General features: G+C 38.5%; 17 protein-coding genes, 1 other RNA gene and 1 other annotated feature. Of the genes, 16 read left to right on the top strand and 2 right to left on the bottom strand.

The window, feature by feature from the left end:
* Positions 1-7: 7 nt before the first annotated feature.
* Complete coding sequence (locus AC1Q6O_RS10515) at positions 8-520, top strand: adenine phosphoribosyltransferase (protein ID WP_008181098.1); 513 nt, start codon at positions 8-10, stop codon at positions 518-520.
* A gap of 37 nt (positions 521-557) precedes the next feature.
* Here AC1Q6O_RS10515 and AC1Q6O_RS10520 read toward each other — a convergent pair whose 3' ends face one another.
* Positions 558-1,016, bottom strand: coding sequence for a MarR family winged helix-turn-helix transcriptional regulator (locus AC1Q6O_RS10520; protein ID WP_008181096.1), 459 nt, complete (start codon positions 1,014-1,016; stop codon positions 558-560).
* Between the two features lie 192 nt (positions 1,017-1,208).
* On the opposite strand from AC1Q6O_RS10520, the gene AC1Q6O_RS10525 reads away from it, so the two are divergent.
* The 8 genes from AC1Q6O_RS10525 (at position 1,209) to AC1Q6O_RS10560 (ending at position 10,698) form a co-directional block, all read left to right on the top strand.
* Entirely contained in the window at positions 1,209-2,468 is a 1,260-nt protein-coding gene (locus AC1Q6O_RS10525; RefSeq protein WP_171365504.1) for an MFS transporter, read from the top strand.
* Positions 2,469-2,567: 99 nt separating this feature from the next.
* Positions 2,568-3,659 (top strand): carbohydrate kinase, encoded by a 1,092-nt coding sequence (locus AC1Q6O_RS10530; RefSeq protein WP_008181093.1) that lies wholly within the window; start codon positions 2,568-2,570, stop codon positions 3,657-3,659.
* Positions 3,660-3,663: 4 nt separating this feature from the next.
* A complete protein-coding gene (locus tag AC1Q6O_RS10535; RefSeq protein ID WP_008181091.1) occupies positions 3,664-4,578 on the top strand; it encodes a pseudouridine-5'-phosphate glycosidase in 915 nt (304 codons plus the stop codon).
* A gap of 205 nt (positions 4,579-4,783) precedes the next feature.
* Positions 4,784-6,979: a RelA/SpoT family protein gene (locus AC1Q6O_RS10540; protein ID WP_008181090.1), complete on the top strand. Its 2,196-nt coding sequence runs from the start codon at positions 4,784-4,786 to the stop codon at positions 6,977-6,979.
* Between the two features lie 29 nt (positions 6,980-7,008).
* Positions 7,009-7,449 (top strand): D-aminoacyl-tRNA deacylase, encoded by a 441-nt coding sequence (gene dtd / locus AC1Q6O_RS10545; protein ID WP_492401145.1) that lies wholly within the window; start codon positions 7,009-7,011, stop codon positions 7,447-7,449.
* A gap of 72 nt (positions 7,450-7,521) precedes the next feature.
* A complete protein-coding gene (locus AC1Q6O_RS10550; protein ID WP_036119154.1) occupies positions 7,522-7,737 on the top strand; it encodes a DUF2642 domain-containing protein in 216 nt (71 codons plus the stop codon).
* 58 nt (positions 7,738-7,795) lie between these two features.
* On the top strand, positions 7,796-9,151 hold the full coding sequence (locus AC1Q6O_RS10555; RefSeq protein ID WP_008181084.1) for a MarR family transcriptional regulator: 1,356 nt from the start codon (positions 7,796-7,798) through the stop codon (positions 9,149-9,151).
* Positions 9,152-9,291: 140 nt separating this feature from the next.
* Positions 9,292-10,698 (top strand): YfcC family protein, encoded by a 1,407-nt coding sequence (locus AC1Q6O_RS10560; RefSeq protein WP_008181082.1) that lies wholly within the window; start codon positions 9,292-9,294, stop codon positions 10,696-10,698.
* Positions 10,699-10,748: 50 nt separating this feature from the next.
* Here AC1Q6O_RS10560 and AC1Q6O_RS10565 read toward each other — a convergent pair whose 3' ends face one another.
* The gene (locus tag AC1Q6O_RS10565; protein ID WP_492401148.1) at positions 10,749-12,329 is read right to left on the bottom strand and encodes an N-acetylmuramoyl-L-alanine amidase family protein; all 1,581 of its coding nucleotides are present in this window, start codon (positions 12,327-12,329) and stop codon (positions 10,749-10,751) included.
* Positions 12,330-12,493: 164 nt separating this feature from the next.
* Positions 12,494-12,736, top strand: a binding site (T-box leader).
* A gap of 187 nt (positions 12,737-12,923) precedes the next feature.
* Here AC1Q6O_RS10565 and hisS point away from each other — a divergent pair.
* The 7 genes from hisS to AC1Q6O_RS10600 all read left to right on the top strand — a co-directional run bounded on the left by hisS (position 12,924) and on the right by AC1Q6O_RS10600 (position 19,552).
* Positions 12,924-14,192, top strand: a complete 1,269-nt coding sequence (gene hisS, locus AC1Q6O_RS10570) for a histidine--tRNA ligase (protein ID WP_090002908.1) — start codon at positions 12,924-12,926, stop codon at positions 14,190-14,192.
* A gap of 64 nt (positions 14,193-14,256) precedes the next feature.
* The gene (aspS, locus tag AC1Q6O_RS10575) at positions 14,257-16,026 is read left to right on the top strand and encodes an aspartate--tRNA ligase (RefSeq protein WP_008181154.1); all 1,770 of its coding nucleotides are present in this window, start codon (positions 14,257-14,259) and stop codon (positions 16,024-16,026) included.
* A 139-nt stretch (positions 16,027-16,165) separates the two neighbouring features.
* Positions 16,166-16,365, top strand: a non-coding RNA gene (ssrS, locus tag AC1Q6O_RS10580) — 6S RNA.
* 260 nt (positions 16,366-16,625) lie between these two features.
* Complete coding sequence (gene nagA, locus AC1Q6O_RS10585) at positions 16,626-17,786, top strand: N-acetylglucosamine-6-phosphate deacetylase (protein ID WP_346037728.1); 1,161 nt, start codon at positions 16,626-16,628, stop codon at positions 17,784-17,786.
* Between the two features lie 26 nt (positions 17,787-17,812).
* On the top strand, positions 17,813-18,535 hold the full coding sequence (locus AC1Q6O_RS10590) for a GntR family transcriptional regulator (RefSeq protein ID WP_025114380.1): 723 nt from the start codon (positions 17,813-17,815) through the stop codon (positions 18,533-18,535).
* Between the two features lie 4 nt (positions 18,536-18,539).
* Positions 18,540-19,265, top strand: a complete 726-nt coding sequence (locus AC1Q6O_RS10595; protein ID WP_008181147.1) for a sugar isomerase domain-containing protein — start codon at positions 18,540-18,542, stop codon at positions 19,263-19,265.
* A 17-nt stretch (positions 19,266-19,282) separates the two neighbouring features.
* Positions 19,283-19,552 carry an HPr family phosphocarrier protein gene (locus AC1Q6O_RS10600; protein ID WP_008181145.1) on the top strand — a complete coding sequence of 90 codons (270 nt, stop codon included), beginning with the start codon at positions 19,283-19,285 and terminating at the stop codon, positions 19,550-19,552.
* Positions 19,553-19,580 lie beyond the last annotated feature (28 nt).

Raw genomic sequence — 19,580 nt, forward strand, 5'->3', positions numbered from 1 at the left:
CAATAAAATGGATTTAAAGCAATACGTTACAACGGTTGAAAACTGGCCGAAAGAGGGTATTACATTCAGAGATATAACTACAATTATGGATCATGGACCGGCATACAAATATGCAACAGATCAAATTGTAGAATATGCAAAAGAACTAGGTGCAGAAATTGTAGTGGGTCCTGAAGCACGTGGTTTTATTATTGGGTGCCCAGTTGCCTATGCCCTTGAAATCGGCTTTGCACCTGTTCGCAAACCGGGTAAATTACCACGCGAGGTTATTAGTGCAGACTATGGTCTTGAATATGGCAAAGATACATTAACTATGCATAATGATGCGATTAAGCCTGGTCAAAAGGTACTAATCTGTGATGATTTACTAGCAACAGGCGGTACGGTAGAAGCCACTGTTCGTCTAGTGGAACAATTAGGTGGTCAAGTAGTGGGTTGTGCCTTCTTAATTGAACTTTTAGAATTAAATGGTCGTGACAAGCTGGGCGACTTAAATATTAAAACTCTTATTCAATATTAAGAGCATTGAAAAAAAGCGCCATCACATGGGCGCTTTTTTATTGTTCATCGTAGGACTGAATGATCTTTTGCATTGTTCGCAAAGTATCATAGAAATCAGCATATTTTTCGACACCAATATCATCAACGATTTTATCTTGAATCGTTTTCCAAATGGGTGCAGCCTCATGCAGCTTCTCTAACCCTTTTTCAGTGAGCATTATATTTTTAGTGCGAGCGTCATGGGGATCACGCTTTAACTCGACGTAGCCATATTGCTTTAATAGATTGATATTACGTGTCACGGTCGTTTGGTCAAGCAATAAAATTTCACCTAAACGACTAATGGAAACAGCTTGTTGGAGGTCGATATGTGCCAGCATAGAATATTGAGTCACTTTTAAACCGGTAGGCTGAAGTAATTTATCATATAACTGCGTCACGACCCTTGTTTTTTTTCGAAGGTTTGCACAAACACATATTTGTGTGTAATCGATAGTATTCTGTTGATTTTTCATGGTCAGTACTCCTTTGAGGGATTCTACTAATTTTAAGTATACACCTAAGCGCTAAAAAATACTTATTGACAGCTATCTAATGGAATGGTTACTATCATTATACATGTATATACATATAAATGAACGAATATACTCTAAAACATGTATATACATGCTTTTAGAGTGACTTTGACAAGAAAAGTAGGTGGAATAATGAAGCGGATTCATTACAGTTGGTTTATTTTAGTGGTCACGTTTTTCTCCATTATTGTTGCTGGAATTACAATGTCATCATCTGGTGTGTTTATTGATCCTTTAGAAAGGGAGTTTCAATGGGATCGATCGACGATTGCGCTAGCATTTGCCGTCAGCTTATTTTTATATGGCATCTCTGGACCATTTATGGCAGCTTTGCTTGAAGTGATAGGTTTAAAAAAGATGATGATAAGTGCTATGTCTACATTAGTGTTAGGAATGTCTTTAACATTTTTCATGAATCAATCATGGCAATTAATCATTATTTGGGGTGGAATCATTGGTCTCGGCGCAAGCCTCTTTTTAACGGTGCTCAGTCCTTATGTAGCCAATCATTGGTTCGTCAAAAGAAGAGGGCTGGCAGTAGGGATTTTAACGGCTAGTACAGCCACGGGTCAGCTTATTTTATTGCCAGTGCTTGCTATTATCATTGACCACTATTCATGGAGATGGGCAATCGGCTTTATTCTACTTTTGAGTATAGTGATGTTAATCATAATTGCTATTTTTATCAAAAACAAACCGCAGGATTTGGGCTTAACGCCTTATGGACAGGATGAGATATTTGAAAATCCCCATGTGCAGCTCAAGAAAAATCCAATTAGTATGGCCTTCAATGGCTTATTAGAAGCGGTTAAAGTCAAAACTTTTTGGCTGTTAGCAGGGAGCTTTTTCATTTGCGGTCTTTCAACGAGTGGTTTAATCGGTACTCATTTTGTCTCTTATTGCATTAGCTTTGGTATTCCATTAGTAACCGCTGCATCGCTCCTTTCTTTTATGGGTGTATTTAATTTACTAGGTACTACTGCATCTGGTTGGCTATCAGATCGCTTTGATAATCGTTGGTTATTATTTTGGTATTATCTGTTAAGAGGAGCTTCCCTCCTGTTACTCCCATATGCTTTGGCACAGGGCTCCTTTGTTTTATTAACTATTTTTACTATCTTTTATGGCCTTGATTGGATTGCAACAGTGCCACCTACGATTAGTATTGCCCGACAAACTTTTGGCGTACAAAAGAGTAGTATTATTTACGGATGGATTTTTGCCTCTCATCAAGCGGGAGCGGCAGTCGCTGCATATGGTGGTGGGTTGATTTATAAATTTTTCAATTCCTATACATGGGCTTTTTTTCTTGCAGGGGCTTTTTGTGCATTGGCGAGCCTATTCGTTATCATCGTCAAAAAACAAGCTTCTCCAGAAGCACAAACGAACTAAACATGAAAAGTTGAACCTCTGTATGAAAGGTTCAACTTTTTTTTGACAAAACTCAAACAAAAGTTTATAATGTAAACAAATATAATAAAAGGTGATGCTATGAATGAAAGAGAACAGGCGGTGCTTGCTTTAATTCGCCAAAATCCGTTTATGTCTCAGCAAGAGATGGCGGATGCCATGAATTTATCTCGTCCCGTACTTGCTAATTTAGTGTCTAGTTTAACGAAGGAAGGAAAAATAGTAGGTCGTGCTTATATTTTACCCGAGGCAAATGAAATTATTTGTATCGGTGGAGCTAACTTAGACCGAAAATTCCACGTGAAGGGCAATGTTCAATTTGGAACATCTAACCCTGCTAGTTCTTCCTTTAGTGTAGGTGGTGTCGGTCGAAACATTGCTGAAAACTTAGGCCGATTAAACCATCAAGTGACATTGCTCACAACAGCTGGTAAAGATGCGGATTGGCAAGTGATCCAAGATGCTTCAGAATCGTTTATGAATCTACGATATGTGGAGCAGTTACCTGAAGCTTCAACTGGTTCTTATACAGCCATTATGGATGAGCAGGGCGAGCTAGCACTAGCTGTAGCCAATATGGAAGTATATGACTTATTATTGCCTAATTTGTTAAAAAAGCATGAGACGATGCTTGTGAACGCTGGCTGCTTTATTTTGGACTTAAACTGTCCGAAAGAAACAGTGGCTTATATCCAGCAAGTAGCTATTGCTCGTGAAATTCCACTGGTCATTGTGCCAGTATCCTCGCCTAAAATGAATCGACTACCTGAAACATTACAAGGCGTAACATGGTTTATTTGTAACACGGATGAAGCAGAAACAATTGTAGGACATACAATTGAAAACGTGAGTCATTATGAAAAAGCATTACAACAGCTCCTACAATTAGGTGCTGAGCATGTAATTATCACTGCTGGCAGTAAGGGCGTATATGCGGCTTCAACAACTATTGCGCCTAGTCATTTTGCTGCCAAAGTAATTGATAAGATTGAAGATGTGACAGGTGCTGGAGATGCCTTTGTTAGTGCTGTTATTCACGGCTGGCTGACAGGACAATCCTTTGCGACATGTCTTGATGCAGGGTTAACCAATGCAAAAAATACCTTAGCATCTCCTTATACAGTGAGACCTGAATTATCTGTAGATTTGTTAAAAAGTGAAATGGAGGAATAACAACATGAAAGAATTCATCGTATTATCAGAAGAAGTAAAATCAGGACAAGCAAAGGGCTTACCAATCGTGGCTTTAGAATCAACGATTATTTCACACGGGATGCCATACCCACAAAACGTACAAACTGCTCGCGAGGTTGAGCAAATTATTCGCGATAATGGTGCGGTACCTGCAACAATTGCATTAATTGATGGGAAAATTAAAATTGGTTTATCAGATGAAGAGCTTGAAATGTTCGGTAATGCACAAGGTGTTGCTAAAGCTTCACGCCGTGACCTAGGCTACTTACTTGCTACAAAAAAACTTGGAGCGACAACAGTTGCAGCTACAATGATCTGTGCAGAGCTAGCAGGTATTGAAATCTTTGTAACAGGTGGTATTGGTGGCGTTCACCGTGGTGCTGAAACGACAATGGATGTCTCTGCTGACTTAGAAGAATTAGCACAAACAAATGTTGCTGTCATTTGTGCTGGTGCAAAATCTATTTTAGATATCGGCCTTACATTAGAATATCTTGAAACAAAAGGTGTACCTGTAGTTGGTTATGGTACGGATGAATTACCAGCATTCTACACACGTCAAAGTGGATTCGATGTAAACTTCCAGCTTGATACACCACAAGAAATTGCAGAAATGCTAAGTGCGAAGTGGGCATTAGGTTTAAAAGGTGGAGCTGTTATTGCTAACCCAATCCCTGAAGCTGAAGCTTTAGAGCATGCGTTTATTACGAATATAATTGAAAAAGCTTTAGCTGAAGCTGAAGAAAATGGTATTCAAGGTAAAAACGTGACACCATTCTTACTAGGTAAAGTAAAAGAATTAACAGAAGGTAAAAGCCTTGATGCCAACATTGCATTAGTGAAAAACAATGCAGTAGTGGGCGCGAAAATTGCTGTAGCTTTCAATCAATTACACTAATTCTCTTGTCGAAACAAAGACTCTTTGTGACATAACGTCGCAGAGGGTCTTTTTTATTAAAAAGAAGAATATTTTTTCCATTTTTAATGCTGTTCACGAGATTAACTAAACTAAATGACACAGTCTCTTTACAATAGGCTACAAAATTTTATACAATTAAGTTTATATCTAATCTGAAAAATTTGACGAGCAAGGTGGACATGTTATGGCGAAAGAGCAAATTTTGACTCCTGAGGACGTTTTTGAGTTAGTCAAATCCTACATGAATGATGAAAATGTCGCATTCGTGAAAAAAGCATATGAATTAGCAAGGGATGCCCATATTGAGCAATTCCGTAGCTCTGGTGAACCGTATATTATTCACCCAGTACAAGTAGCGGGTATTCTAGCTGAATTACAAATGGACCCAGAAACTGTAGCGGCAGGTTTTTTACATGATGTTGTCGAAGATACAGATTTTACGCGGGATGATTTGGTACGGGAATTTGGCGAAGAAGTAGCAGTACTTGTGGACGGAGTTACAAAATTAGGGAAAATTAAGTATTTATCAAAAGAGGCGCAGCAAGCAGAAAATCATCGAAAAATGTTTGTAGCCATGGCGCAGGACATCCGTGTCATTTTAATAAAGCTAGCAGACCGTCTTCACAATATGCGTACGCTAAAGCATTTGCCTGCCGAAAAGCAGAGACGTATTTCGAAAGAAACTTTAGAAATTTTTGCACCGCTTGCACATCGTCTTGGAATATCGACTGTCAAATGGGAGCTTGAAGATACAGCACTTCGCTATTTAAACCCACAGCAATATTATCGTATTGTCAGTTTGATGAAGAAAAAGCGAGATGAGCGTGAGGCATATCTAGACAATGTCATGGCTGAAATGAAATCACAGCTGAATGAAGTTGAAATTGATGCAGATGTATATGGACGTCCAAAGCATATTTACAGTATTTATCGAAAAATGGTGCTACAAAAGAAACAGTTTAATGAAATTTATGATTTGTTAGCCATTCGTGTATTGGTCGATAGTATTAAAGATTGCTATGCCGTATTAGGGATTGTGCATACGTTGTGGAAGCCAATGCCAGGACGTTTTAAAGATTATATTGCTATGCCAAAACAAAATCTATATCAATCCTTACACACAACTGTTATTGGTCCGTATGGAGATCCATTAGAGGTACAGATTCGTACAAAGGAAATGCATAAGATTGCTGAGTACGGGATTGCGGCACACTGGGCGTATAAAGAGGGTAGGAAGGTTGACCATCAAAAGCAAAATGTCGACCAAAAATTAACATGGTTCCGTGAAATATTAGAATTCCAAAATGAGTCTTCCAACGCGGAAGAGTTTATGGAATCCTTAAAATTTGATCTGTTTTCAGATATGGTGTACGTCTTTACCCCTGAAGGTGACGTCATTGAATTACCTGCTGGTTCAGTCCCGATTGATTTCGCCTATCGTGTCCATTCTGAGGTCGGAAATCGTACAATAGGGGCGAAAATTAATGGCAAAATGGTGCCGCTTGATACACCGCTGAAAACGGGCGACATCATTGAAATTTTAACATCTAAGCAATCCTTTGGACCAAGCCGAGATTGGCTGAAAATAGCACAATCCTCACAGGCAAAAAATAAAATAAAGCAATTTTTCAAACGTCATTTACGTGAGGAAAATATTGTCAAAGGTAAAGAGATGATTGAAAAAGAAATCCGTGCACAGGATTTCGATTTAAAGGAAACAATGTCAGCTGAAAATCTAAAACGAGTATGCGATAAGTTTAATTATACGAATGAAGAGGACTTATATGCAGCTGTTGGTGTGAGCGGAATAACGGCACAACAAGTTGTGAATCGTTTAGCTGAAAAACGCCGAAAAGAGCGTGAACAGGAAGAAGCCTTAGAAAAAATCGAACAAAAAATGAAAAATCCGATCCCACAAAAACGTACGGAATCAGGTGTCATTGTGAAGGGCATTGATAATATGCTCATTCGACTTTCGCGCTGCTGTACGCCTGTTCCAGGAGATGACATTGTTGGCTTTATTACAAAGGGTCGTGGTGTATCCGTGCATCGTGCAGACTGTCCTAATATTCAAATTGAGGATGAGCAGGAGCGTTTAATTGAAGTCGAGTGGGAGCATGGTGTCATCCCTGAGAAAAAGGAATACCCAGTGGATATTGAGGTTTCTGCTTTTGATCGACCTGGTATTTTAAATGAGATTATGCAAATTGTTAGTGAAACTAAAACAAATATTTTAGCGGTAAGTGGCCGTGCTGATCGTGATAAAATGGCCACAATTCATTTAACAATCTCTATTTCGAATATTTCGCATTTGCATAAGGTTGTGGAGCGAATTAAACAAACACCTGATATTTATTCGGTGCAACGAGTTATCAATTAAGCAATAGTTAGAATTGGGGTTATTGACGTATGAAGGTAGTATTACAGCGTAGTAAAACAGCTTCTGTAACAGTTGACGGAACTGTTACAGGAGCCATCGATAGTGGCTATGTTCTTCTAGTTGGTATTACACATGAAGATACGCAGGAAGATGTCGAATACTTAGCGAAAAAAGTAGCCAATTTACGCCTTTGGGAAGATGCTGATGGAAAAATGAATCATTCTATTTTGGAGCAAGGTGGCGCTATTTTATCCGTCTCGCAATTTACGTTATATGGGTATGCAAAAAAAGGGAATCGTCCAAGTTTCACAAGTGCTGCAAGACCAGAAGTAGCAGAGCCGCTGTGGGAAGCTTTTAATCAAGCATTACGGGAACACGGTTTACATGTGGAGACAGGCATTTTTGGTGCAATGATGGATGTTGCACTCATTAATGATGGGCCAGTAACAATACTTCTAGAGTCAAAATAAATGGTACATTTCCTATCATTCCTTCATATACTAAAGAGTATGGTTAGTTTTATAGGAGGGAGTGTCAAGAACATGGCGCAGATAGGAAGTATATCCAATCCATATTTATACGAAACTCTTAAAATGATGGTTGGTCAGGCTATTGTAGTGCAAACAGAAAAAAATATTCAACAAGGTATTTTATTATCAATATTACCTGACCATATTATTTTAGAGATTAGTCGTACACCATTCTTCATACAGTTGGAGGAAATTGTGTGGGTTACATTGGAAACAACCAAAAAATGAGTATGTGTGAACCTTCGATGATGGAAGGTTCTTTTTTTATATATTTACGTTATAATGAATGAACTTAATTATTAGAATATTTGATTTATTAGAGAGGTTGAAAATTATGCAAACAATAGCGATTTTAGGTTCTTTGTTTTTTTGGAATAATATAAAGGAGCATTTCGCAGTATTTCCTCACGTACAATTTATTCATTTTCCATATACGCATCCTGAACAGTGTGTGGATTTTATTGAAGAAGCTGCATCTCAATCGGATATTGTATTATTTGCTGGCTCCATTCCCTATTACTATTGCTACGAAAAAATAAAGGCATTATCTATACAAGCGACATATCTCCCTTTTGATGAATTGACTTTAGCCCTTTCGCTATTATCCCTACACCATCATGAACGAGTAGGATTGAGCGAATTATCGATAGATTTGCCTAAAATGAATAGCTTTTATCAAGTGATGAAGGAGGCAGGAATTGCATCTACAGATGTGTATGTAAAAGATTATGCATGGGTCCATGAAAAACCTGAAAAAATAGCAAATTTAAATATGGCTGATTATGTTCATTATCATAAGGAGTTATACGAAGCTGGAAAGACTAAAGTAGCTCTTACTAGCCTTCATGCTGTTTTTATAGAGCTTGAACAATTAGGGATACCTGCGAAGTATATGGTTGAAAGCAAACAAACGTTTGCAGCGGCGGTTACTAGAGCCTTAGATGCGTATCATCATCAATTATTGGCGTCCTCGCAAATTGCCGTTGTCTCCATTCATTGCCAAGAAAATTTATCACACCTTCATCCAGTATTTCTAAGTACTTTAGAAACATTAAGCGATCGTTTGCATGCAAAGGTCATGCCAGCACAGCAGGAGCCTTATTTAATTATTTCAACAAGAGGGGTAATTGAAAAGCTTGAACCTTCTTATTTACGTTCCCTAAAAGAACAGTATGAACAGCAATTTGGTACTATTTTCAGAGTGGGTGTTGGCTATGGCTATTCTTTACATGAGGCGGAGGCACATTCATCACAGGCTTTGTTTTTTACAACCAAATATAGCGAGACTTCTACGGTAATGTGCTTGGTGGATGAACAGAATCGATTATATGGACCATTATTTGAAAATAATAATAAAGTAGCTTTAAGTAGCAATAATAAACATATTTTAGAGATTGCTGAAAAAGTGAAAATGAGTGCTAAAAATATTAACGTTATGAAGCAATTCATGTTGGTAACCAATAATCGTCCTTTTTCCGCTGCTGAATTAGCAGACTATATGAATCTGTCACGTAGATCTGCTGAGCGCATTATTAATCGTTTAATTGAACAGAACTATTTTACGTTTGCAGGGGAGGAGCACCCTTATCATCAGGGCCGTCCTAGGAAGCTTTATAAGGCAACGACAAAATGGGAAATCTGAAATAATAGAAAATTAATACTTTACAATAAATTTGAACTAATGTATATTTATTTTCAATTAACGACATATAGCGACAAAGTAGGAAGGGGGCTTTGATAGAGTTTGCTAGTGTCAAAATCTATCAATAGGTTGGTGATATTTTGGAAAATGAACAGCGTGTAAAAAAGAAGAGTTGGCTGAAAGTACCTCATACATATACGATTATTTTTGCTATTATTTTTCTAGCAGGTATTGCAAGCTATATTATTCCAGCAGGTGAGTTTGACCGAGTAGAAGATCCAGAAGGACGTATGCTCGTTGTGGATGGAAGCTATCATCATATTGACAGTAATCCAGTTTCCATTTTTGAAATGTTTACAGCAGTACCGATGGGCCTTGAAAAAGGTGCTCAAATTATCTTCTATATTTTCTTAGTTAGTGGTGTATTTGGTATTATTCGTTCGACAGGTGCTATCGAAGCTGGTGTTTATAAAGGTGTGAAAGCATTAGAGGGTAGAGAAAAGCTCTTAATTCCACTATCTATGATTCTATTCTCTGTTGGTGGTTTTACAATGGGGATGGCGGAAGAAACGATTATTTTCGTACCAATTGGCGTAGCAATCGCTCGTGCTATGGGCTTTGATGCGGTAACAGGAACTGCCATGATTACACTAGGAGCAGCTAGTGGATTTTTTGGGGGGATGCTTAATCCCTTTACGGTTGGCGTTGCTCAATCATTAGCAGATGTACCTTTATTCTCAGGGATTGGTTTCCGTGCAGTTGTCTATATTTTTGTATTAAGTTTTGCTATCTTCTATGTGTCTCGCTATGCTTTTAAGGTGAAAAAGAACCCGCAGGCAAGTGTGATTTATGAAATTGAACAACAGGCTAAATCCAATGTATCTGCGATTGACATTCCTTCATTAACAGGAAAACATAAGCTAGTATTTATTGTAATGGCATGTGGCATTGGATTTAATATTTATGGTGTTTTTAATTGGGATTGGTTTTTAACACAATTAACGGCTTCATTTTTAATTATGGGCTTACTTGCAGGTCTAATTGGCGGTTTAAAACCTGGCACTATTTTCGACTCCTTTATTGATGGGGCAAAGGCTGTAACATTCGGTGCTCTCATCGTAGGTTTTGCACGTGCTATTACAGTCGTTTTAGAGCAAGGGAAAATCATAGATACAATTGTTTATGCAGCATCAGAGACAATCGGACATTTACCGCATGCTATTAGTGCAATCGGTATGCTGTTTATTCAAGCCCTTTTAAATTTATTTATTTCATCTGGTAGTGGACAGGCGGCAGCAACCATGCCAATTATGATTCCGATTACTGATTTATTAGGATTAGAACGACAAGTAGCAGTCTTAGCATTCCAGTACGGAGATTCATTAACAAACTCCATTATTCCTACTTCATCTGCATTAATGGCGTATTTAGCCGTAGCAGGTATTCCATATGAAAAGTGGATTAAATTCATTTGGAAGATGATTCTTGGCTGGGCATTGATTGCATGTGTAGCATTAATAGCTGCAGTAGCATTAGGTATTTCTTAAAACATGAAAAGAGCTGTGGAAAATGATGATCATTCCACAGCTTTTTTGTATTATTCTTCATTCGCATTAAAGTAATTTAAGATGCCTTGATAAATACCAAGAGTAGCCTGTTCACGGAATTTAGCCGTGGTGATGGCACGCTCTTCACTAGCATTACTTAAGTAACCCAGCTCAATAAGCACGGCTCTTTGTCGATTCTCACGTAGTACTAAATAGTTGCCTTGTTGGGTTCCACGATCTCTCAAATCAATTTTACTCGAAAGTCCATCATGTATTGCCTCCGCAAGCCCTTTTTGATTACTATTCATATAATAGGATGTGAAGCCGTTAATAGAGCTATCATCGGTAGCGTCATAATGAAGACTAATAAAAGCGTCTGCCTCATACTGGTGGGCAATCGAGACACGCTTCCGCAATGCCACATATTCGTCAGACTCTCTTGTCATAACAACATTGGCACCCGCTGCACTTAGCTTAGAAGCAAGGAGAGTAGCTGTTTTCAAAGTAATCCCTTTTTCTTCTGTTCCACGTTGACCTGTTGTTCCATGGTCATTGCCTCCATGCCCAGCATCTACAACAATGGTTAATCCATTTAATGTTCCCTTTTTACGAGGCTCTTGTTGATCCTTTTGTGGGATAGAAGTTTTATTGGAGCTCGTAGTAACAACCCAATTCGCAACAAACGCTGTTTCTTTGTCTAGTTGAATTTCGTAAAAATCATTTTTTACGCCGACAATAGGATAGGTTTTACCAGCGTTTACTCGCTCCACAACTTCAGCAGCAGTTGACGCATCAGTTCGTAAGTTTGTCCCATTATAAATAATAGTAACGGATTCTAAATCTTTTGAAGAGGACGATTTAGATGTGCTCTTTACTTTATTTGAAAAAGTACCGTAAAAACTATAAACCCATCCAGCTTTTTTATCATTATACTGAATTTGTACCCAATTGTGCTCATGTGCAAGGACCTTGTAAGCCTTTCCCTTTGTCACTGTGCCAATTTTTTTGGCATTCAAATCAGGTTTTTTACGAACATTCAATGCATCCACCAATATCGTAAAAGTAGTATCTTTATTAACAGGTGTAGTAGTTGTAGATACTTCTACAGAATCCTCTTTTGGCTCTTTTTCTTTTTTAGGACTGTCGTTAATTGTCACATAATCCTTAGAAACCCAACCAGATAGTCCATTCCAATCAATTTTTGCCCATTCATTATTTTCCTCAAGGAGGTTTGCTTGATTGCCCGTAGAAAGCTGTCCAAGAACAGCTGAAGAAATATCTGGATCAGTGCGAATATTTAAACGGTCAACCTGTGAAATAACAGTTTTATCAATGGTTTTTTGAGTGCTTGTAGAGGTAGTTAGCCAGGATGCTACCCAGCCTTCATAGCTACCTGCTTTTACCTGTATCCAATCACCTTCACGAGCGATCGAAGTTAAAGGATCACCTTCATCTAAAGTCGTAATAATTGGATAAGACAATCCAGGACCCTCTCGTAAATGAAGAATCGTACCTGATACTTTTAGATCACTCGTATCAGCGGAAGCATTTTGAATAAAGTTCTTATTTGGAATCGCAATTGTTACTATTAGTACGAAGATGATAATACTATGTAAAATTTTTGTCCTCATCAGATTCCTCCTATTCCTTGTGCTATTTTACCATGCTTTTGTATAAAAATTCGTGGTAAAAAGGTAATGGAATTTGTTATTTTCGTTACTGTCTTATGAAAAATACAAAAATAGTTGACATTGGGTTAGCTAGTGACTAACATAAAGGGTAATCGAAAAATGATTAATCGCTTATGACCAAGCAAGTAGCGTGTACCTCTATTGGAACAGAGAAGGAAAGACTTAGGCTGCAATCTTTCCTACAAAAATGTATAACGTGAATAACACTTGAGAGGCTTTTTTCTGAAAAGCAGTGCTTAGTAGGAAAAAACGGAATCGGCCGTTATCCGATTACGAGGAGGACACATATAAAAATTTGTGTCAACTAGGGTGGAACCGCGGAAGCTTATATAGCTCTCGTCCCTTGCATACGCAAGGCGACGAGAGCTTTTTTGTGTTGTCAAAAACATGAAATGCTTTTAAAGAGGCAGTTTACTTAATATGAGAATGTCGGCCACTTACGTTGGAGGAGGGGCCTCGCTCAGCATAAGTAGAACCCGCTTAGTCTCGATGAAAATGGCTCAATCATAGGCAATCAATATAGGAGGGAATTACATGAGTTTTAAAGTGCCAAGAGGGACACAAGATATTTTGCCAGGTCAATCTGAAAAATGGCAGAAGGTTGAAGCAATTATTCGTGATATTTGTCGCGTTTATCGCTACAACGAAATTCGCACACCGATTTTCGAGCAGACTGATTTATTTGCACGTGGTGTAGGGGAAACAACGGATGTTGTTCAAAAAGAAATGTATACATTTGAGGATCGTGGAGGTCGCTCACTAACACTTCGTCCTGAAAATACAGCTGGTGTTGTACGTGCGTATGTGGAACATAAAATGTTTGGCGCTCCAGATCAACCTGTAAAGCTGTCATATTTAGGACCAATGTTCCGCTATGAGCGCCAACAAGCTGGTCGCTATCGCCAATTTGTTCAATTTGGTGTAGAGGCAATTGGTTCAGCAGATCCTGCAATTGATGCAGAAGTCATTGCGCTTGCAATGGATGTCTATGAATCAGCTGGCTTAAAGGATTTAAAATTAGTGATCAATTCACTAGGTGATAAAGAAACACGTGATACGCACCGTACAGCTTTATTACAACATTTTGAGCCACATATTCATGAGTTTTGCTCAGATTGCCAAAATCGTTTACAAAAGAACCCATTGCGTATTTTAGATTGTAAGGTGGATCGTGAGCACCCATTAATGAAAACGGCTCCTGCATTAACAGAGTTCCTTACAGAGGAATCGGCTGCTTATTTTGCTCAAGTGAAATCATATTTAGATACTCTTGGCATTACGTATGAGGTTGATCCTAACCTTGTAAGAGGACTGGATTATTACAACCATACGACCTTCGAAATTATGTCAACGGCATCTGGCTTCGGAGCTATTACAACACTTTGTGGTGGTGGACGATACAATGGTCTAGTGCAAGAAATAGGCGGTCCAGATGTTCCTGGTATTGGTTTCGCTTTAAGTATTGAACGTTTGTTATTAGCGCTTGAAGCAGAAGGTGTTGAATTAGATACGGCTTCTGGATTAGACGTTTATATTATTGCCATGGGCGATGGTGCAAAGCAAAAGGCGGTAGAGTTAACTAGTACTTTCCGTGCAAAGGGCCTTGCAACAGAGATGGATTATTTAGATCGTAAAATGAAAGCCCAAATGAAATCAGCCGACCGTCTGGGGGCCAAGTATACAATTGTCCTTGGTGAAACAGAGCTTGAAGAGCAATCAGCTGCCGTAAAGCATATGGAATCTGGTGAGCAGCACAAGGTTGCATTTTCAGAGTTAGTCAATTATTTATCACAACAAACCTAAACAAAGATATGGCATTTCTCGTTAAATGCTACATAAATTGAATATATTTTGGAGGAATTTAACAATGGCTACAAGAACACATGCTAGTAACGAGCTTTCAGAAACGTTACAAGGCGAAAAAGTCGTATTAAAAGGATGGGTACAGCGTCGTCGTGACCTTGGTGGATTAATTTTCATTGATTTACGTGACCGTACAGGTATTACACAAGTAGTCTTTAGTCCAGACGTTGCAGAAGCGCATGCATTGGCGGATAAAGTGCGTAGTGAGTATGTAATTGAAATAGAAGGAACAGTTATCCTACGTACAGAGGACCAAATCAACCCGAATGTACCAAACGGTAAAATCGAGGTGGAGGCGACGAATTTAGTCGTCATTAATACAGCAAAAACTACACCATTCCAAATTGAAGATCGCACTGACGTATCAGAAGATCTACGTTTAAAATACCGTTATCTTGACCTACGTCGTCCAGTTATGTTCGATACTTTCAAAATGCGTTCGGACGTTACGCGTACAATCCGTAACTTCTTACAAAACGAAGGCTTCCTAGAGGTTGAAACTCCGATTTTAACAAAATCAACGCCAGAGGGTGCTCGTGACTATTTAGTACCATCACGTGTCCATGAAGGTGAATTTTATGCTTTACCACAATCACCTCAGCTATTTAAACAATTATTAATGGTTGCTGGCTTTGAGAAGTATTTCCAAATTGCACGTTGCTTCCGTGATGAAGACTTACGTGCTGACCGTCAACCTGAGTTTACACAGGTGGACATTGAAACAAGCTTCTTAACACAAGAAGAAGTTTTAGAAATGAACGAGCGATTAATCCAAGCAGTCATGAAAGAAGTAAAAGGGATTGATATTCCTGCACCATTCCAACGTATGAAGTATCAGGAAGCAATGGATCGTTATGGTTCTGATAAACCAGATGTACGCTTTGGATTAGAATTAGTAGCTTTAAATGATGTTTTTGAAGACTGTGGTTTCAAAGTGTTCGCTGATACAGTGGCACAAGGAAAACAAGTTAAAAGTATCAATATTAAAGGTGCGGCTGACAAATACTCTCGTAAAGACATGGATGAACTAACTAAGTTCGTTGGTATTTACGGCGCTAAAGGACTTGCTTGGTTAAAGGTAACAGAGGAAGGCTTAAATGGCCCAATCGCAAAATTCTTCGATGAGGCGTTAGCGGCAGCATTAATCGAACGAATGGGTGCAGAAGTTGGCGATATTCTAGTATTCGTTGCGGATAAAGCATCTGTTGTAGCGGCTTCTTTAGGGGCACTTCGTTCGAAATTAGGTCAAGACTTAGAATTAATCGACGAATCACAATTTGCATTCCTATGGATTACAGACTGGCCATTATTTGAATACTCTGAGGAGGACGGTCGTTATTATGCAGCTCACCATCCATTTACACGTCCGTTTGACGAGGATATTCCGTTAATGGATACAGATCCAGGAGCTGTTCGTGCACAGGCATATGATATCGTATTAAACGGCTATGAGCTTGGTGGTGGTTCACTACGTATTTATGAACGTGACCTACAAGAAAAAATGTTTGAATTACTTGGTTTCTCCGAAGAAGAAGCTCAAGCCCAATTCGGTTTCTTATTAGAAGCATTTGAATATGGTGTGCCACCACATGCTGGACTTGCATTTGGTCTTGATCGCTTTGTGATGCTATTAGCAGGTCGTCACAATTTACGTGATACAATTGCATTCCCGAAAACAGCAAGTGCAAGCTGCTTAATGACAGAAGCACCAAGTGAAGTATCTACTGAGCAACTTAGCGAATTAAGCTTGGCAATTAAACCTTTTAGAAAATAATTTATAATGCAAAATACCTGGATTTCCTAGCAAAAATTGTTGGGAATCTAGGTATTTTTTGCGTTTTCTCAAGAAATTATAGATTATTAGATAAAATCGTTTGAATTATCAGAAAAGTGGTGCTATGATAACTGTAATACGAATCCTGATGTGTTTGTCTAACTGCTAATTCTACTTCACAGTTTTGACCGAACACTATCGAATCGGGAGCCTTCATTTTGTGGTCGCAAACATGCCCCTAGCGGAGCGGGACGTTTAAAGCTGCAAAGCAGGCACCCCCCTGCAAATTGCGGGTTCAAAACGAATGTTTCTTGGCATTACGGCACAATTGGGATTCGTCCTATACATAGGATTGAAAAGGAGCTTATAAAAAAGCTCCTTTTTTATGTGCAAATGTATATATACCAACCCCTCACGTATCTTAGCTTTTTTATCCAGAACTATTTCAAGGGACAAAACAGTGTATGAAAAATTTAGAAAATAGAAAAAATAGCTTTTTATTTTTGGAAAATGAGCATATAATTGGTATAGACAACTATACCTTATAAGAAATGGTGAAAATTCCTCGAAGCTTTAAAAATTTAGCTGGAGGTGAAATTTTGAAGGATACGCTATTAATCTCCCATGTCACAATGATTAATCCTGAAGGGAAACCATTTGAGGGTGATCTCTTTATTCAGGACGGGGAAATTGCTCAAATAGGCTGTAACTTAAATATCGAGGCAGCTCACTATATAGATGGTACAGATCAGGATTGGTTTCTGCTCCCAGGTTATATTGATATGCATATTCATGGATCAGCAGGCCATGATACGATGGATGCTACTCAACAGTCTTTACATGCGATGGCTAGCTCTTTAGTGCAAGAAGGTGTTACAAGTTTTCTGGCTACGACAATGACGCAATCCATCAGTAAAATTGAAAGCGCTTTATTGAATGTAGCGGAATTCCAACGTCATGAAGGAGAAGCCAATGTATTGGGTATACATGTGGAAGGTCCATTTGTTTCAAAAATTCGCGCTGGTGCTCAGCCAGTAGCTTACATGATTAGTCCTACGATTGAGCAATTTGCCCATTGGCAAAATATTAGTAACCATCAAATAAGACAAATCACGATAGCACCAGAAATAGAGGGTGGCTTTCCATTTCTTGAAGCACTAAGAGACTTTCAGGTCATTCCATCTATTGGTCACTCTGACGCTTCAATAGATGAAGTCCATAAAGCAGTAGCTTTAGGAGTAAATCAGGCCACTCATTTATATAATCAAATGCGGCCTTTTCATCATCGTGACCCTGGTGTTGTCGGTGGGGCTTTACTAGATGAAAAGATTAAAGTTGAACTCATTGTCGATTTTGTGCATAGTCATCCTCAATCAGTCATGTTGGCTTATCGTTTGAAAGGTGCAAAGGGCATTATTCTTATTACGGATGCGATGCGCGCGAAAGGATTACAGTATGGCGAATATGATTTAGGCGGGCAAACAGTGTCTGTGAGTGAAAAAGGTGCTCATTTAGCAAATGGTGCATTAGCTGGCAGTATTTTAACGATGGAACAGGCAGTAAAAAATATGAAGGCTGTTACAAATTGTTCACTTCAAGAAATAGTCGCCATGTCCTCTACAAATGCTGCGGAGCAGTTAAGGTTGTCCAAGAAGGGGCGAATCAAAGAAGGTTTTGATGCAGATTTTGTATTGCTTGATCAAAAATTAAATGTGCAAAAAACTATTTGTCGAGGTAAAGTTGTATTTGAGAAATCATAAATGAGGCGATAAGGAAGGTGCAAGAATTGTTAGAGAAAAATTCTCATATACCTATCTATATACAAATAGAAGAGATTATTAAACAACGAATTTATTTAGAAGAATACAAAATTGGAGAAACAATACCTTCAGAACGAGAGCTTTCTGCACAGTTTGATGTTAGTAGAATGACTGTTCGTCAATCCATTACCAATCTAGTGAATAGCGGTTTGCTATATCGTGAAAAAGGAAGAGGTACTTATGTTGCCAATCCAAAATTAGAGCAACCGTTAAAAGGCTTAACAAGTTTTACTGAGGATATGCGAGCAAGAGGAATGGAACCGAGTAGTAAAGTATTACGTTTTGAAAAAATTATACCGCCAGTGGATATTGCAAGGGATTTAATGATGGAGCCCGGAGAAGAAGTGTTTTTTGTCGTGCGAATAAGAAATGCTGATTCCAAGCCAATGGCGATTGAAAAAACGTATATACCTGTGAAAGTATATCCAGAGTTGGATGAGAAGCAAATAATGGGCTCGTTATATGCATTAATCGAAGCAAAATTCCATCAGAAAATTGGTAATGCCGTCCAACAAATGGAAGCAGCGATTGTGTCGAAAGAGGATGGAAAGTTTTTGCAAATTAATCAAACAGCGCCTGTTTTAATTATTAAACGTACGAGTTATCTATCTGACGGTCGGCCATTTGAGCTTGTACGTAGTACGTATCGTGCGGATCGTTACAAATTTATAAGTGAAATAAAAAGGTGATTATATGGATGCATATTTTTCTGAAATTGAAAAGCTGATCCAGGTTGTGAAGGAGCAGGAGTCTGCTTGTATAAAGGAAGCGGCACAAATTATTGTGCAACGCCTTCAAAAAGGTGGGATTATCCAATTATTCGGTTGTGGTCATTCACAGCTATTAGCACAGGAGGCATTTTATCGTGCGGGTGGTTTAGTACCTGTACGTCCGATTTTTATTGAACCTCTAGCATTACATGCAGGAGCTATAGCCTCTTCTATTAACGAAAAGGACCCAGCAATTATTGAACAACATAAAGAGCAATTTGACTTTCGTGAAAATGATATTTGTATTGTGATTTCAACTTCTGGTAGAAATGCAGCACCGATTGATGCAGCTTTATTAGCCAAACATGCAAACGTATTTGTCCTATCTCTCCAATCACTTGATTATAGGGAGCAGGCAACACGTCATCATTGTGGACTACGACTGGAAGAAGTGGTAGATCTAGTTATTAACACTCATATACCTATTGGTGATGGAGTTCTACATGCACATGCTCAAAACATGCAATATGCACCTGCATCGACAGTGATCGGTTCGCTGCTATTGAATGCTTTATTCAGCGAAGTTATTGAGGAAATTGCCAAGACTTCAACCGAGCTGCCCATTTTTGTTAGCAATAATGTAGACTCCGATTGGTCACATAATGAGATAATGATTGCCAATTATCAAGATCGAATAGATTTTACATGAAAATGGAGGCATTATGAATGAAGAAAATATATAAAATTACTACACCCGAAGGAATACATGCAAGACCCGCTGCATTACTAGTCACTGCGGTTACACCATTCGAAAGTGATATTACCTTAACTTTTCAAGAGAAGGCCGTAAATTTAAAGTCTATTATGGGTGTTATGTCATTAGGGGTTAAACCAGGAAGTGTAGTGGAAATATCAGCGGATGGACCAGATGTTGAAAAAGTATTTCAAACTATAACAGATATTATGGTATCCAAGGAAATAGGGGAAATGCTTTAAGGATTCTAGCAGTGGTTGATTTACAAAC

It is taken from the genome of Lysinibacillus sp. GW823-FHT06C08 (assembly GCF_058795135.1).